At 43.9% G+C, this 13,471-nt stretch carries 11 protein-coding genes; 3 read left to right on the forward strand and 8 right to left on the reverse strand.

Annotated elements, in window-relative coordinates; all coding sequences use genetic code 11:
• Positions 1-122: 122 nt before the first annotated feature.
• Positions 123-707, forward strand: coding sequence for a TetR/AcrR family transcriptional regulator (locus D5281_RS03825; protein WP_160558819.1), 585 nt, complete (start codon positions 123-125; stop codon positions 705-707).
• 763 nt (positions 708-1,470) lie between these two features.
• On the opposite strand, the gene D5281_RS03830 is transcribed toward D5281_RS03825, so the two are convergent.
• A complete protein-coding gene (locus tag D5281_RS03830) occupies positions 1,471-3,045 on the reverse strand; it encodes a M56 family metallopeptidase (protein WP_160558820.1) in 1,575 nt (524 codons plus the stop codon).
• A gap of 402 nt (positions 3,046-3,447) precedes the next feature.
• Between D5281_RS03830 and D5281_RS03835 the strand changes: the two genes are divergently transcribed.
• A complete protein-coding gene (locus D5281_RS03835; RefSeq protein WP_160558821.1) occupies positions 3,448-4,008 on the forward strand; it encodes an FUSC family protein in 561 nt (186 codons plus the stop codon).
• Between the two features lie 9 nt (positions 4,009-4,017).
• On the opposite strand, the gene D5281_RS03840 is transcribed toward D5281_RS03835, so the two are convergent.
• Positions 4,018-5,343 (reverse strand): MATE family efflux transporter, encoded by a 1,326-nt coding sequence (locus D5281_RS03840; protein ID WP_160558822.1) that lies wholly within the window; start codon positions 5,341-5,343, stop codon positions 4,018-4,020.
• Positions 5,344-5,599: 256 nt separating this feature from the next.
• On the opposite strand from D5281_RS03840, the gene D5281_RS03845 reads away from it, so the two are divergent.
• Complete coding sequence (locus D5281_RS03845; RefSeq protein ID WP_160558823.1) at positions 5,600-6,226, forward strand: hypothetical protein; 627 nt, start codon at positions 5,600-5,602, stop codon at positions 6,224-6,226.
• Positions 6,227-6,242: 16 nt separating this feature from the next.
• Here D5281_RS03845 and D5281_RS03850 read toward each other — a convergent pair whose 3' ends face one another.
• From D5281_RS03850 to D5281_RS03875, 6 genes are all read right to left on the reverse strand, one after another.
• Positions 6,243-6,716, reverse strand: coding sequence for a DUF4143 domain-containing protein (locus tag D5281_RS03850; protein ID WP_160558824.1), 474 nt, complete (start codon positions 6,714-6,716; stop codon positions 6,243-6,245).
• Positions 6,704-6,883, reverse strand: coding sequence for a hypothetical protein (locus D5281_RS03855; protein ID WP_160558825.1), 180 nt, complete (start codon positions 6,881-6,883; stop codon positions 6,704-6,706). The genes D5281_RS03850 and D5281_RS03855 overlap by 13 nt, the downstream gene beginning before the upstream one ends.
• A 166-nt stretch (positions 6,884-7,049) precedes the next feature.
• Positions 7,050-7,706, reverse strand: a complete 657-nt coding sequence (locus D5281_RS03860) for a precorrin-2 dehydrogenase/sirohydrochlorin ferrochelatase family protein (protein ID WP_160558826.1) — start codon at positions 7,704-7,706, stop codon at positions 7,050-7,052.
• A gap of 21 nt (positions 7,707-7,727) precedes the next feature.
• Positions 7,728-8,348: a thiamine diphosphokinase gene (locus tag D5281_RS03865; RefSeq protein WP_160558827.1), complete on the reverse strand. Its 621-nt coding sequence runs from the start codon at positions 8,346-8,348 to the stop codon at positions 7,728-7,730.
• 2 nt (positions 8,349-8,350) lie between these two features.
• A complete protein-coding gene (locus tag D5281_RS03870) occupies positions 8,351-9,001 on the reverse strand; it encodes a TetR/AcrR family transcriptional regulator (protein WP_277935157.1) in 651 nt (216 codons plus the stop codon).
• Positions 8,998-13,323, reverse strand: a complete 4,326-nt coding sequence (locus D5281_RS03875; protein ID WP_160558828.1) for an efflux RND transporter permease subunit — start codon at positions 13,321-13,323, stop codon at positions 8,998-9,000. Before D5281_RS03875 ends, D5281_RS03870 begins: the two co-directional genes overlap by 4 nt.
• Positions 13,324-13,471 lie beyond the last annotated feature (148 nt).

The following is a 13,471-nucleotide window of genomic DNA, read 5'->3' on the forward strand; positions in this document are numbered from 1 at the left end:
ATCTCTGTACAGTTTATTATATCCGTATCGAGAAGTAAAAACAATGGACGTTTTTTCTGATAAAGTGAGTTATGCCACACTTACAGCAAAAAGGTTGCACAAATCCCAAGGAGGTAATAAAAATGCTGATCAATGGCACAGAAGATTTGAGGGTACAGAAAACAATAGACGCCATACAGAAAACGTTTGAAGATATGATCTGTGAAATGGATTATGAAAAGATTACGGTCAAAGAACTCTGCGAAAGGGCGCGGATCAATAAAAAAACTTTTTACCGATATTACTCCGTCCTTGATGACCTGCTGGCAGAGTTGCAGGGAGTCATGATAGAAGAATATCTGGAACGGGTCAAAAACTACCGGATTCCAGAGGACCTGGATAAGATCAACCGTGAATTTTTTCTCTATTCCGCAGAAAAAGGGTCTGTCTACGAAAAGATCACCTGCAGCGGGAATTACAGATACATCCGAGGCAGGATGATCAGTAATGTAATGGATTCCACCTGGAAAAGCTCCACATGGCTTGGGCTGCTGGAGTCTTCCAGGCAAAAAATCCTGCTGCATTTTATCCAGACCTCTACTGTAGAAATGTACAGCAAATGGGTTGCGGATGGGAAAAAGATCCCTCTGGAAGAAATGATAAAAATATCAAACCAGCTTCTATGTACCGGTGTAAACGGCTTCGTAGAATGCAATGCCCCAATCTGATAAAACATTTTGATTTTGCCTCTAGGGGAGTCAAGCTTGTTTCAATCAAGCTCTACTCCAAGCAATTTCCCTTACCAGGCCACCCGGCCTGCCCGCGGAAATAACAGACCGCCGCATATGGTGGTGAGCCATAGCAGCGGTTAGCTTTTGTATAATTCCTCATCCTAAAGATTTCAGGTTTCTGCGGTATTCCGCCATTTCCTCCTCACCTACCGTATCCATGACGTGCTGCAGCTCACTGACCACGGAATCCCTCTCCTTGGGCAGCTAGGCAGTGACCGGATAAAAATTTGAACTGGAATTGGCAAACAAGTGTGTCCGTATCCGTAAATTCTGAATAAACACCTGCAGTTCCTGCAGGCGCTCTTTCTCCCCGGCGGGAATAAACCTGCCCTCCTGCTCCATACGGTACAGTTCCGTGTCCGGGAACAGCGTAAGAGAATCTACAGATAAAATAAGGATTTAACTGGCTGAACAGCTTTGCACCGTTTACCGCATTCCAGTATCCCCTGCCTCTCCCCGCAAGCCCGGTCATGTAGACAAAATAATATTCAATCCCCGCTCTCCGTCCCGATGCTCAGGCTGTTTATCCCCATTGCCCGGAGTTTCTTAAATCAAGTACTGTCTTTTTTAGTCGGTAGTACACTTTTCGTACTTCTGATAGCTTTCCCTGTAGCCAGAGGAGTAGTTCCTTCTGCATTTGCATCGAAAGGCTGACCGCCTGCACAAAGATCGCTCCTGATGCAGTGAAACGTTATTGTTCTCAGTTCAATTCTATCCTGTATTCATATGGATAATAATTTTGCAATTCCTCAATAGTTACTTCTTTCCCTGCATATGCTCTGAACCAGTTTTCATAGTTTGGATTATTCCAAATGGCGCCATCCTCAAAAACAACTTCTTTTAAACAAATCAGCGCGTAAGTCACTTGATTAGGCTCTCCATTTCCGACTTTCGGGAAATCTTTCATAATTTCACCATCATATAATGACCAGCCGCCATGGTATTCTTCTGTCTGATTGGATAGAAGATTCTCCCTTGACCGGACAATATTTTCAAAGCTATTTTCCGCACTGCTATCCAGAAAATTCCAAACAAGCTTTAAGGGGAAACCTTCTTCGTTATAAGCCAGCATACAGTATTGTGTTTCTGTGATAGTTTTATCCGTATTATTTGTAAGTATGTCATGGATATAAGGGCTCCCATCTTCATAGTAGAGAATATCTGCACTTTCATGAGTAATTGACATAGGGCTCTTTTTATCTGAAACAATATCTTTTGTATTTGTCAGCAGGATGTCTGTTTCCAAAGTGCCTGTTTGCAGGACATTAACAGCAAGCATACCATCAAGGCTGCTGTCCGTTGAGGCAATTGCAGAGGTTGCGAACAAACTAACTGTGACTATAACCGTAAGGCAAGCAAAAATAAGCCTGGCGGGGGTTGTTTGCTTTGTATTCATAAGCACGGTAATTCTTTCTTCGATAGCATTTTTACTAAAATTGCTGCAAAAGGGTAACAGTCCACTTCTCTTTGCCTCCATATGGATAAGCATGCGCGAGTAGGCAGATTTTGACTTTTCGCCAAATTGTCTTACAACGCTTTCATCACATGCCAACTCAATATCACGGTTGAAAAGAATATACATTATCCAAACAAAAGGATTGAACCAATGTAAACAAAAAACAAGTACTGCCGCCAGTTTTTTAACGGTGTCAAAATGACAGATATGTACATATTCATGTGAGAAAATATATTGTAAATGGTTGACATTCTCCCAATCTGTTTTTTTCGGCATTAAAATAACCGGATGAAAAATACCATATGTCAGCGGTGTGGAAATTCTGTCTGATTGCTTGATTGAAATTTGACGTTTCAATGGCCGCTCCTTTAACCATTGCTCTACATAAGTATTTTTGACAGGTAACGCTGTCCGAAATTCCATCCGGCAGCGCAGATACGATACCGTGAAAAATACAGCGAAAAATAGCATTCCAATGCACCAGATGACAGACCAGGCAGAAACGGATAGGCTATTTACATCTGCCGATTCTATGCTCTGCTCTATCCAAAAATGTTCCTGCGATAGGGTATGCGATATAGTGGAAGTCATGTTATCCATTTCAGCTTTAAGCAATGGGGGCCTGTTTATGCTGCGGCCAAGAAACGTATACACACTGAACACAGACGGAATGGTAATCGGAATCATAAGTCTCAAAATTACCATTTCCCATAATACCAGAAAGGTTTTTTTCGGTAGATAATTCATAGCCATCGCCCGAATTATCATGACTGCAGCCACAAAAACAGCTCCGTAAACGCTCACTTCCGGTAAACCCATATTAACCCCCCATTCTTGCCAATGCCCTCAAATTTGGGCAAAAGCACAAATTTGTTGTGTGAAAAATTCATTTTTCACACTAATCCCATGCATATCGCAAGCCTGCTTGCGATACTGCTTAAATAGAAGATTGATAAAATCAGCCGCCAGGATGATTTTTCAATCTAACCTCCAATCGCGATCTTTATGATATAAGACAGCAGTAGTATCTAATATTCATACTACTATTGTCTTATGCGAATGTCAATAGTCAATCCTTCATTCCCACTCACTGTATTCACGGGCTGGATTTCCGTGTTCACCCCTGTAACATTGTTGACTTTGGCAAGCGGTTCTTTTATGATGATATTGTATCCAAACAGAATTCAAACATTATTTGCAAATATGGAAAGGAATCATTTTATGGAACAGCATAATCCGGTGCACGCTCCCATTCCCGGCTTGGGACTGCGAAGTCTAAAAACTGCTTTAGCGGCAACACTTACGGCCCTTCTTTATGCTCTCATCCCAGGCAGGAACCCTACCTTTGCCTGCATTGGCGCAATCTTTGGCATGGGCGCAGACATGACAGACTCCCGGCGCAGCGGTGGAAACCGATTTTTTGGAACAATCATTGGCGGTTTCATAGGCCTTGGGCTTTTCTGGCTGGAACATTTATTTTGGCCGGAAGGCTGTTATTGGATAAGGCTTCCGCTGGTTTTTCTGGGAATTATTATATTGGTTGCCCTGTGCGTGCTTTTTCATTGGCCAGGCGGCGTACAGCCGGGCGGTGTGGTACTGTGTATCATTCTTTTTAACACCCCTGCCAATTATATTAATTATGCCTTTTACCGCATGCTCGACACAGGTGTGGGCGTACTCATTGCCCTTCTGGTCAATTATGTGTTTTCCAGAAAAAGAATCGAGGACTGGTTTCATCTAAAAAGCAGTAAACCGGAAATAAAAAGGGACTCCGAAGACTAAAATATTTCATCATAAATCTGTAATTTTCTCTTTCCAAAATAAACAAACAGCCAATACCGCAGTCAGTATATCCGAAACCGCCTGCGCCAGCAAAACGCCATAATACCCGATTATCCTGGATGCCAAGATAATCACAATCGCAAAAATCACGCCCTGCCTGCTGACCGATAGAAGAAACGCTCCTACGGCTTTTCCAGCCGATTGGAAGGTACAGGTGGTTACCAAAACCACCGCCACAAACACCATCCCAATCTGCTGCATACGCAGCATGGGAACTCCAAGTGCAATGATAGAGGCATCCGGCATAAACAGCCCAATCATAGCCGGAGCCGCAAGGGAAAGAATCACCGCAATCACAGCTGCCATACTGCACTCAAACCCATAACAAAAGCGCAGGATTTCTTTTAGCCTGACTTTATTTTTTGCACCGTAATTATAGCCAATCAGCGGCTGGGCTCCAAAGGCAAAGCCCACCAGAATCAGAACCGCAATCAAATTCACCTTCATTACAATCCCCATAGCCGCCACCCTATCGTTTCCATAAGGAAGCAAATACCGGTTCATCAAGGTCATACCTATGCTCTGCATCAGATTTGTAATACATGCAGGAATACCGATTGCAAAAATCTGTCCAACTTCCGCAAATGTTATATGGAATCCTACAGGGTTAACAGACAACCGCTGACTTTTTGCCAGCAGAAACCACACAAAAAAGAGATCCGTGCAAACATTTCCCAGCACTGTTGCAATGGCGGCGCCTGCCGCCCCTAATCCCAGCGCCGAGATAAAAATTGGGTCAAGAATTATATTCACAACTGAACCCAATATAGTTCCTGTCATGGAAGCCGTGGCAAATCCTTCTGTTCGAAGCAGGTTAGACGGTGTTAATGCCACGATAATAAATGGTGCGCCAAGCACAATATACGTATAATACTCTGAAGCGTAAACCATGGTCTCCCCATTGGCTCCCAATAAATGCAAAATCGGCTGCCTGAATAATAACATTACTGCCGCTACCACAATTCCGCATAAAATTGCTGCATAAAAGCAAAACACACTAAGGCGCTTACCATCATCGTCCAGTTTTTGTCCGAACAAACGGGAAATAACGGAGCTTCCGCCCAATCCGAAAATATCACCCAGCGCAATCATCAGGGTGAAAACCGGTGCGCCAATGGAAACTCCGGCTACCAGATTGGTATTTCCGGTCTGGGCAATAAAGTATGTATCAACCATATTATATACCAGTGAAATTACCATACTAAACACCACCGGAAGGGCAAACTTAAAATAAGCCTTATGAACCGGCGCTTTTTCAAATAAGTCGTTCTGCATTCTAATCCTCCATTCCTGCCCGCATCTTGCAAATTGTACACATATAAAGCATGCTATTTACAACAATATACATAAGCACAAATATCAACTTCATTTTTTCATTTTAACAAATCCTCTTGCATTTTATTGTGTCACATGTCACAATAAGACAATAAATTTTAAAAACGAGAAAAAAGCAAGCGACACGCTTTGTGAACTATCCTGATATTAATCAAAAACGAAAGAAACAGCCCCCCTAATGAGGTGAACTGTAAATATGAAACAAATCTACAATAACAAGCTTTTAAATCTTTACTTAGAGCGACATAAAATAGAATCCTTGTTTGATACCAAAGCACTTTCCTTCCGCCTTTGCCAGTATGAGCGTGGAGAGATTCTAAATAATATTCATAGCCCTTCCCTTTTTCTCCAGTTTGTCGTAGAAGGGGCAGTCTATATTTATTTCATCAGAGATGACGGCAGTCGCTCCCCTGTCTGCCTGACCACCGAATTTACTTTACTTGGTGATATGGAATTTTGTGGTGAGACATCCCTTTCCTTCCTAATAGAAGCACATAGAAAAGTGATATGTGTTGAACTCCCGTTATATGAATACCGCAATACCCTTTTAAATGATAATAGGTTCCTTAGGTTTTTGCTGCAGTCCATTTCACACAAAATGGCTCTGATGTCTAAGGCAGAAGTACCTTTTACGAATCTTGAGGAAAAACTACTTCACTATTTGAGATGTGGTTGTCCAAGTCATCAGTTTCAGGGCGTTGAAACTATGGCTATCCATCTGCACTGTAGTAGACGACAGTTACAGAGAATACTCAAATCACTAACAGCGCAGGAAATTTTAGAAAAGCAAGGCAAAGGAATATATAGTCTTAAAAACATATGAGCTATCACAATTTATTCTATATCGCTGCCGCCGGGAAAAACCATACATCCCGACTATAAGGCAGCATTTCGTCCGCCATGCACAAGATTACACCTGACTGCACCTCCATTTTTAATTTATTTAGGACAGAAAAATTTTTATCAGCATGATTCGGCAATTTTGCTTTTTTTATCTCTACAGGATAAACCCTGTTTCCTTCAACAAACAACAAATCAATCTCTTTTCCGTCAATATCCCGATAATAATATAAATCCGGTCTTTTTCCGTTATGATAATAGCTTTTTATAATCTCGCTGACCACATAAGTCTCAAAAAAAGCACCATCCATAGCATCGCTTTCTAGGGTTTGCGCATTAGGCCACCTACATAGATATGCTGCAAGACCGGTATCTAAAAAATATACCTTAGGTGTCTTGACCAGCCTATTTGTTATATTCGTATAATATGGGTACAAAATAAAGATAATCCCTGAGCGTTCTAAAATAGACACCCACTCTTTTGCCGTAGGTGCCGATATACCGATGCATTGGCAATCTCACTATACTTTAGTTCCATGGAGGTTCTTGCGGCCATAAATACCAAAAAATCATAAAATTCGCCAAGCTTTCCCACTAATGCCAGCTCTTTGATGTCGCGTTCTAAATAGGTAATTGACAATGTCAATCCACAGCTTTAAACTTTGATTTCAATCTTTCTGCGAAACTTTCACATAATATCCTGAATTTTCAGCCTTTCAAAATCCACAATCAGCACAAAGCTTTTCCGACAAAAATGCCCTTTTTTAAGGCATTCTTCTATGTGTGAAGACGTTTGTTTATAAATATTAGTCGTTCTTAGGCGGCGTATTTTGGGCATTTTCCATACACTCTACCGCCGCTTTCTTCAAAAATCGGGCCCGCTCTCCGGCATCGGGAATTTCATTTCGGGCTATTTCCCGAAGCTGCGAAAGATACTCTAAAATTTCCTCTATTTTATCAGGCATCTCCTGCTCTATTTGCCTGCGCAGCATTGCTGCTGCCTGTGGACTTGCCCCTTCTGTGGAAACTCCCACCGTAAGTTTTCCCTTCTTTACCATGGCAGGGAACAGGAAATCACACTCTTTTTTATCATCCACCACATTAATGAATATATTTTTTGCCCTGCAAAGCTCGGCCACATGGGCATTCAGACACTGATCATCTGTTGCGGCAATGACGAACATTTTCCCCTCCACATCCTCATCCTGAAAGGCACGCTCTATACAGGAGAGAACCGGATTTTCAACCAGCTCCCTCAAAATGGTTGGCGCTATCACTGTAAGAGAAGCTTCAAATGGCAGAAGTTTTTCCACCTTGTGAGCGGCAATTTCCCCTCCTCCCACTATCAGGCCTTTTTTTCCTTTTATATCCATAAAAAATGGGAAATATCCCATTGTACTGCTCCTTTCCGGGTTATCGAAAACAGACTCCATGCCAGTGGCTTCATCTCCGCTAACCAACATACTTAAGGCCGGCGAAAAACCTTATGCCTGTTTATCCTCCTGAATCAGCAAAAGCATGCCCTTTCGCACTGCAACTCTGCTTTCTTTTCCCACAAATTCATTGCTCACGCCTACAGGATATTCTTTTCGTAAAACCGCATCCTCAAGCGCGTATTTAAATCCCTCCTCGTAAACGCCGCTGGCAGTATCCCCAAGGCAGAACACCGACAAAAATCCGCTCTCCTGTGCCCCAAAATGAATTTCTCCATCACAAAGCACCCGATACCAGGAATGCGCTCCGATCAAAATACCGCTGGCACCCTTTCCTGCAAGGTCCGCCAAAAGCTGAATATTGGCTATGGTATGGGAAATCCTTCCACCTGTTCCTCCATAAATGACAAATTCACGATACCCCTTTTTCCATCCTTCCGTTACCGCCCAGCCTGTGTCCGTCTCGTCTTTTTCCGGCTTTAGTGTAATCACTTTAGGATGTGCGGGCGCCTTTCCCAGAGAATCAAAATCTCCCACCACCAAATCCATCTTAATACCTTTTCTCTGACAGTGGGCATACCCGCCGTCACAGGCAATCACCATATCCTCACCAGTAGGGCAGGGCAATCCACGGCCAAACTCACCGGCCCCTACAATATAACAAATTCCCATCTCTATTCCTCCACATCACCGGCAAGCATAACTTTGAAGTTTTCTATTTCCCGGCAAGTGCTCCTGCAAATCATCTCCCGCATGGCTTTCCGCTCCGGCTTTGCCCCATTGTTCAGGTTAAACTGGTACATAGCGTAGCAGATAATTTTGGACAATACTGTCATCTCCAAGTAAGCTTTATCTTCCTTGGTCAGTTCTCCTTCAAAAGCAATTTCCTCCTCTATCACCCTGCCCAGCATGTCCATAACCAAAAGCTCATCCTCTCCCTTGGATTTCACCATCTCCTTAAGCTTGCTGCTTATAGCGGAATTATCCATCATAATGTGAATTGCCCTGAAAAAGCAGCTGGTATGCGATAGTCTCTCCTCCATACTGAGTAAAATGGCGTTCATTTTTCCATATAAATCCTTCTCCTGCTTTAAATGATCGTATAAGCTCTGGCATGAATCTTTCAGTTCGTAAAAAATAGCTCCCGCAATCATTTCTTCTTTATTGGAAAAATACTCATAGACAGTGCCTTTTCCAATTCCGGCTTTTCCGGTTATCTCCGAAACCGTCAGATTATTTAAATCAATGCCTTCCCTAAAAAGCTGCACGATCGCCTGGTAGGTAGCCTTAACTTTTGGCGCCAGTTGTGTATTTTCCATCATCATAATCCCCCATTTTTTCCAGCCTCAATTTCCTTTTTGTGAAACAATTGATTGATATGAAACAGCCCCTCTTTCTTTTCTTCAATTTCCAATGGCTTTTTAGCGGAAAAGTCTCCAGGCTTCTTTTTCTCCCTTGAAAAAATGTCATAAATGCAGGGGATTACCACCAGCGTAAGCACTGTACCATAGACCAATCCCCCGATGGTAACAACAGCCATGGGCCTTCCCATCTCGGATCCCATATCCTTACCGGCCACCATCGTACAAAGCGCAAGAATCGTTGTAAGCGCTGTCATAAGCACCGGACGCAGTCTGGTTCTTCCGGCTGTCAGAATTGCTTCTCTCTTTTCCATGCCTTCCCCGCGCAGCTGGTTGATATAATCAACCAACACAATACCATTATTTACAATAATACCGGAAAGCATGACAAATCCAATCAGTGCAATTACGCTCAGCTCGCTGTCGCTGATTACCAGTCCAAGAAAACCGCCTGTAAAAGCAAGGGGTATGGTAAACATAATGATAAAAGGAGATAACAGCGACTGAAATTGGGCAACCATAATCAAATACATGAAAATAAGCGCCAGAATCAGCATTAAATATAATTGCTCCATTGCATCCGTGATGGTTTCGTTCTCACCGGTCATCTCCAAGTAATATCCGGCCGGCAGCTTATAATCTTCCAATGCTTCTTCCACATCCGCAGATACAAGCCCCACATTATAACCGTCTGCAATTTCAGCCGAAACCGATATGTATCTGCTCTGGTCAATCCGGTTAACTGCTTTGGGTGAAATTGTATTTTCAAAGGAAGCAACCTCCGATAAAGGGAATCTTTCTTTGGTATCGTCCTTGGTATTTCTCTCAATCTCCAAATCTTTAATCAGCGCTCTGGTAAGCTCTAAGTCCTTGGCATCCTTTACATAAACGCCATATTCACTTTCTTCCGTCTCAAGGGTTGTGGTACTGGCGCTTTCCGCAAGTTTAGCCGCCACCTGTCTAAATACTTCTGCAACCGTCATGCCGTGCTCTATTGCCTTATTCCTGTCAATAACAACCCGCATCTCCTCCATGGAATCTTCCAGGCCATCCGAAACATTAGCCGTTCCCTCCACACCGCTTACAATAGACGCCACATCCCTTGCCAGCTCCTGCAGCTTATCAATATCCCGTCCACGGATCTGTACGGAAACACCGCTTCCGCCCATAGCGCTCATATCCATAGACGAAGTGTCAATCACCATTTCCGCTTTATTTTTCTCACAAATTTCCGCGGTTTCCTTCATAATTTCATCTGCAATCACTTCATTGGTCTTTTTCTTATCCATGTTCAATGTGACATATATGACGGTTTCGTTCGCCACAACATCGCCTCCTCCTGTCAACATGGAAAGAGATGATGTAGATGCCATTGCCCCCACATCCGACACATCCTCATGTGCAATCAGTTTTTCCACAATTTCATCTGTCACCTGCGCCGTTTCGCTTAAAAGCGCATCCTCCGGCATAGTCAGCGAAATCGTAAACTGTGTGCTGTCCATATCGGGCATGAAAGCCGTCCCCTTGGCATAAGAAGCCATAGCACTGGCAACCAGTAATACAATCACCAGCAAAACCACCACCGGCTTAGCCTTAAGAGACAATCCAAGCAGCTTTTCATATACATCCACCAGCTTTGTAAAAAATTTGCCATCCGTATTTTCCCTGGTCTTAACCAGCACTTTAGATGCCATCGCCGGCACCACCGTAAGGGCAATCACAAGACTTGCCAACAGAGAGTACGCAATGGTTAGTCCCATATCCACAAACAACTGTCTGGTGATGCCTTCCGTAAATACAATCGGTAAAAACACGCAAACCGTAGTCAAGGTGGAGGCCATAATAGCTCCGGCCACCTCCCCGGCCCCTTCTGTGGCTGCTTCCTTTGCCGAATAGCCTTCCCGGCGCAGGCGGTAAATATTTTCAATTACCACAATTGAGTTATCCACCAGCATGCCAATTCCCAGGGCAAGGCCGGATAAGGAGATAACATTTAACGTTACGCCGCTGAAATACATGCACACAATTGCCGTAATCAAACTGATGGGTATAGAGCAGGCAATCACCATCGTAGGCCTTAAATCCTTCAGGAACAGAATCAGGATTAAAATTGCAAGACCGGCCCCAAAAAGGATATTGTTCATGATGGAATCCATAACAAGGTCTATGTATATACCCTGGTCCATAAGGGTAATCAGCATCAAATCCTCATTTTCATCCATAAGCTCCTTGAATTTATCTAAAATCTTATCTGACACATCACCCGTGGAATATCCGGTCTGTTTCTGGATTGTGACCATGATACCCGGCGCCCCATTTACATTGGCGTAAATATCCGCGGAATTATCGGTCATAAATACATCCGCCACATCCCCTAAAGTGATAATATCCACGCCATCCATTTCCAGATTCATAAGGGGCATCTTCTTAAGCTCATTTATTTCTTCCGGTTTATCCCCTACACGAATCAGGTAAGAAATGCCTTCCTCCGTTACATATCCGGCAGGCATAGAGAAGTTCTGAGCCTGTAATAGCGCTTCTACCGTCTCTACCGTCAAAATGCCTTTCATGTTTGCCTTGTCATAGGCATTTATTCTGTTTTCTTCTAATTCTTCCTCCCCATCCAAAATCTGCTGCAGAGCATCCGCCAATTGCTCCGCCGTATCCTTTAGCTGTTCTTCGCCGTCTGCAATCTGCTCCCACCCGCTGTCAATCTGCTCCTGTCCGGATTCTAACTGCTTCTCACCGCTTTCAAGCTGCTTTTCACTGGCCTCTAGCTGGGATTCTGCGGTGGTTATCTGCAGCTCTCCTAAGCTAATGGCGGTCTGGGCATTGGCAAACTCCGATGCTGCCTGCAGATTTCCTTTGTACAGCTGGTTTAATCCATCGTCAATTTGGGAAATCGTATCTTCCAATTCAGATATTTTCCCGGCCATCTCCACAATTGTCTGTTCGTAGGTGGCAATCGTCTGTTTGATAAATTCCTGTGCGGCAATTTGCTGCTGATAACCGTTATACACCTCCTGCATGGCTTCAAAGCTGCTTTTTTTGTTGTCAATTAACCCCTGCACCGCACCTATCGTCAAGTCCGGCTCATCATAGGGGAAATCCGGCGCCAGATATGCCTCAATTCTTGATTTCAGACTGCTATCCGATATCGTATCATATAAGTCGTCAGCGCCATATCCGTCAAGGGCACTGCTAAGAGCGTTCCCCTCATCGATCCCAGCCTGAATCTCATCCGCCGATATCATTCCGTCCGGGGGCATCACCCCATTATCCTCAAGCCCTTTTTTCGCCTCCTCCAGCATCATCTTTGCCTGTTCTAACTCCAGGGTCAGATGTATTTTAGCTGCCTCCGCATCCGCCTTTGCCGTAAGGAGCTTGGTTTCCGTCTCTGCAAGCTCTCTGGCTGCCTCCTCTTTCTTATTTGCAAGCTCTGTCTTTCCTTCCTCCAATTTAATCTTGTTTTCGGAAATCTCCGCCCTGCCATCCGCAATCTTTTGCTTTCCGTCCTCAATTTCCTTGCGACTGTCTTCAAGCTCCTGCTGGCTGTCCGCCAGCTTTTGTCTGGACTCCTCCATCTCGCTTCTTGCATCCGCAAGCTCAGCCTGTCCCTCATAAATATCCTGCTTATTCTCGTTGAGTTCCTCTTTTACTTCATCTATTTCCTCATCAATCGCCCCGAAGACCTGCTCATTAATTTTGTCAATCTTCTCCTGGCGAATCACCACGCTTACACTTTCTTCCATAAGGCCTGTGGCGCTGACGGAAGCCACGCCCTCAATGCTTTCTAGCTCCGGCATAATGGTGTCCTGTGTCATACCGGTAACCTGAGCGGCATCCATACCGGCCCCGCCTACGGCTGCAATCATAACGGGAAGCATATCAGGATTCAACTTCATAATAATCGGATTTCCTACGGAATCGTCCCAATAACTCTTAATCTGGTCCAGATTTTCACGTATTTCCAGGGAAGCCGCATTCATATCGGTTGACTGTGCAAACTCCAGAATAACCGTGGAATAATTTTCACTGGAAACAGAACTGATACTCTCTATATTGCTGACCGTTGCCATAGAAGCCTCCACCGGCTTTGTGACAACCGTCTCAACCGTTTCCGGGCTGGCTCCCACATATGTAGTCATTACAATCACATAAGGCAGGCTGATACTTGGCAGTAAATCCGTGGTCATTCTGGTAAAGGATACCACTCCAAGCACGATTGCAAGCACCACAGCCACCAGCACGGTATATGGCTTTTTTACACTAAATTTTGAAAGCATAGACTTTACTCCTTTTCCCTTTTCGGTCCCATGATGTCAATGGACAAATTGAATACAAAGTTCTCCGTCCGACCGGTCGGTCGGTCGGTTCCACCGAAAAAAGTATATTGGCAAAACCGGTCTTTGTCAATATACACTAAAAATTTAA

It is taken from the genome of Parablautia muri (genome assembly GCF_009917485.1).
Taxonomy (GTDB): Bacteria; Bacillota; Clostridia; order Lachnospirales; family Lachnospiraceae; genus Suilimivivens; species Suilimivivens muri.

Coding starts and splice junctions, on each gene's coding strand:
- D5281_RS03840 (WP_160558822.1), bottom strand. CDS start 5,343: ATGCAGAACGACTTATTTGAAAAAGCGCCGGTTCATAAGGCTTATTTT.
- D5281_RS03845 (WP_160558823.1), top strand. CDS start 5,600: ATGAAACAAATCTACAATAACAAGCTTTTAAATCTTTACTTAGAGCGA.
- D5281_RS03860 (WP_160558826.1), bottom strand. CDS start 7,706: ATGTTGGTTAGCGGAGATGAAGCCACTGGCATGGAGTCTGTTTTCGAT.
- D5281_RS03865 (WP_160558827.1), bottom strand. CDS start 8,348: ATGGGAATTTGTTATATTGTAGGGGCCGGTGAGTTTGGCCGTGGATTG.
- D5281_RS03825 (WP_160558819.1), top strand. CDS start 123: ATGCTGATCAATGGCACAGAAGATTTGAGGGTACAGAAAACAATAGAC.
- D5281_RS03835 (WP_160558821.1), top strand. CDS start 3,448: ATGGAACAGCATAATCCGGTGCACGCTCCCATTCCCGGCTTGGGACTG.
- D5281_RS03830 (WP_160558820.1), bottom strand. CDS start 3,045: ATGGGTTTACCGGAAGTGAGCGTTTACGGAGCTGTTTTTGTGGCTGCA.
- D5281_RS03875 (WP_160558828.1), bottom strand. CDS start 13,323: ATGCTTTCAAAATTTAGTGTAAAAAAGCCATATACCGTGCTGGTGGCT.
- D5281_RS03870 (WP_277935157.1), bottom strand. CDS start 9,001: ATGATGATGGAAAATACACAACTGGCGCCAAAAGTTAAGGCTACCTAC.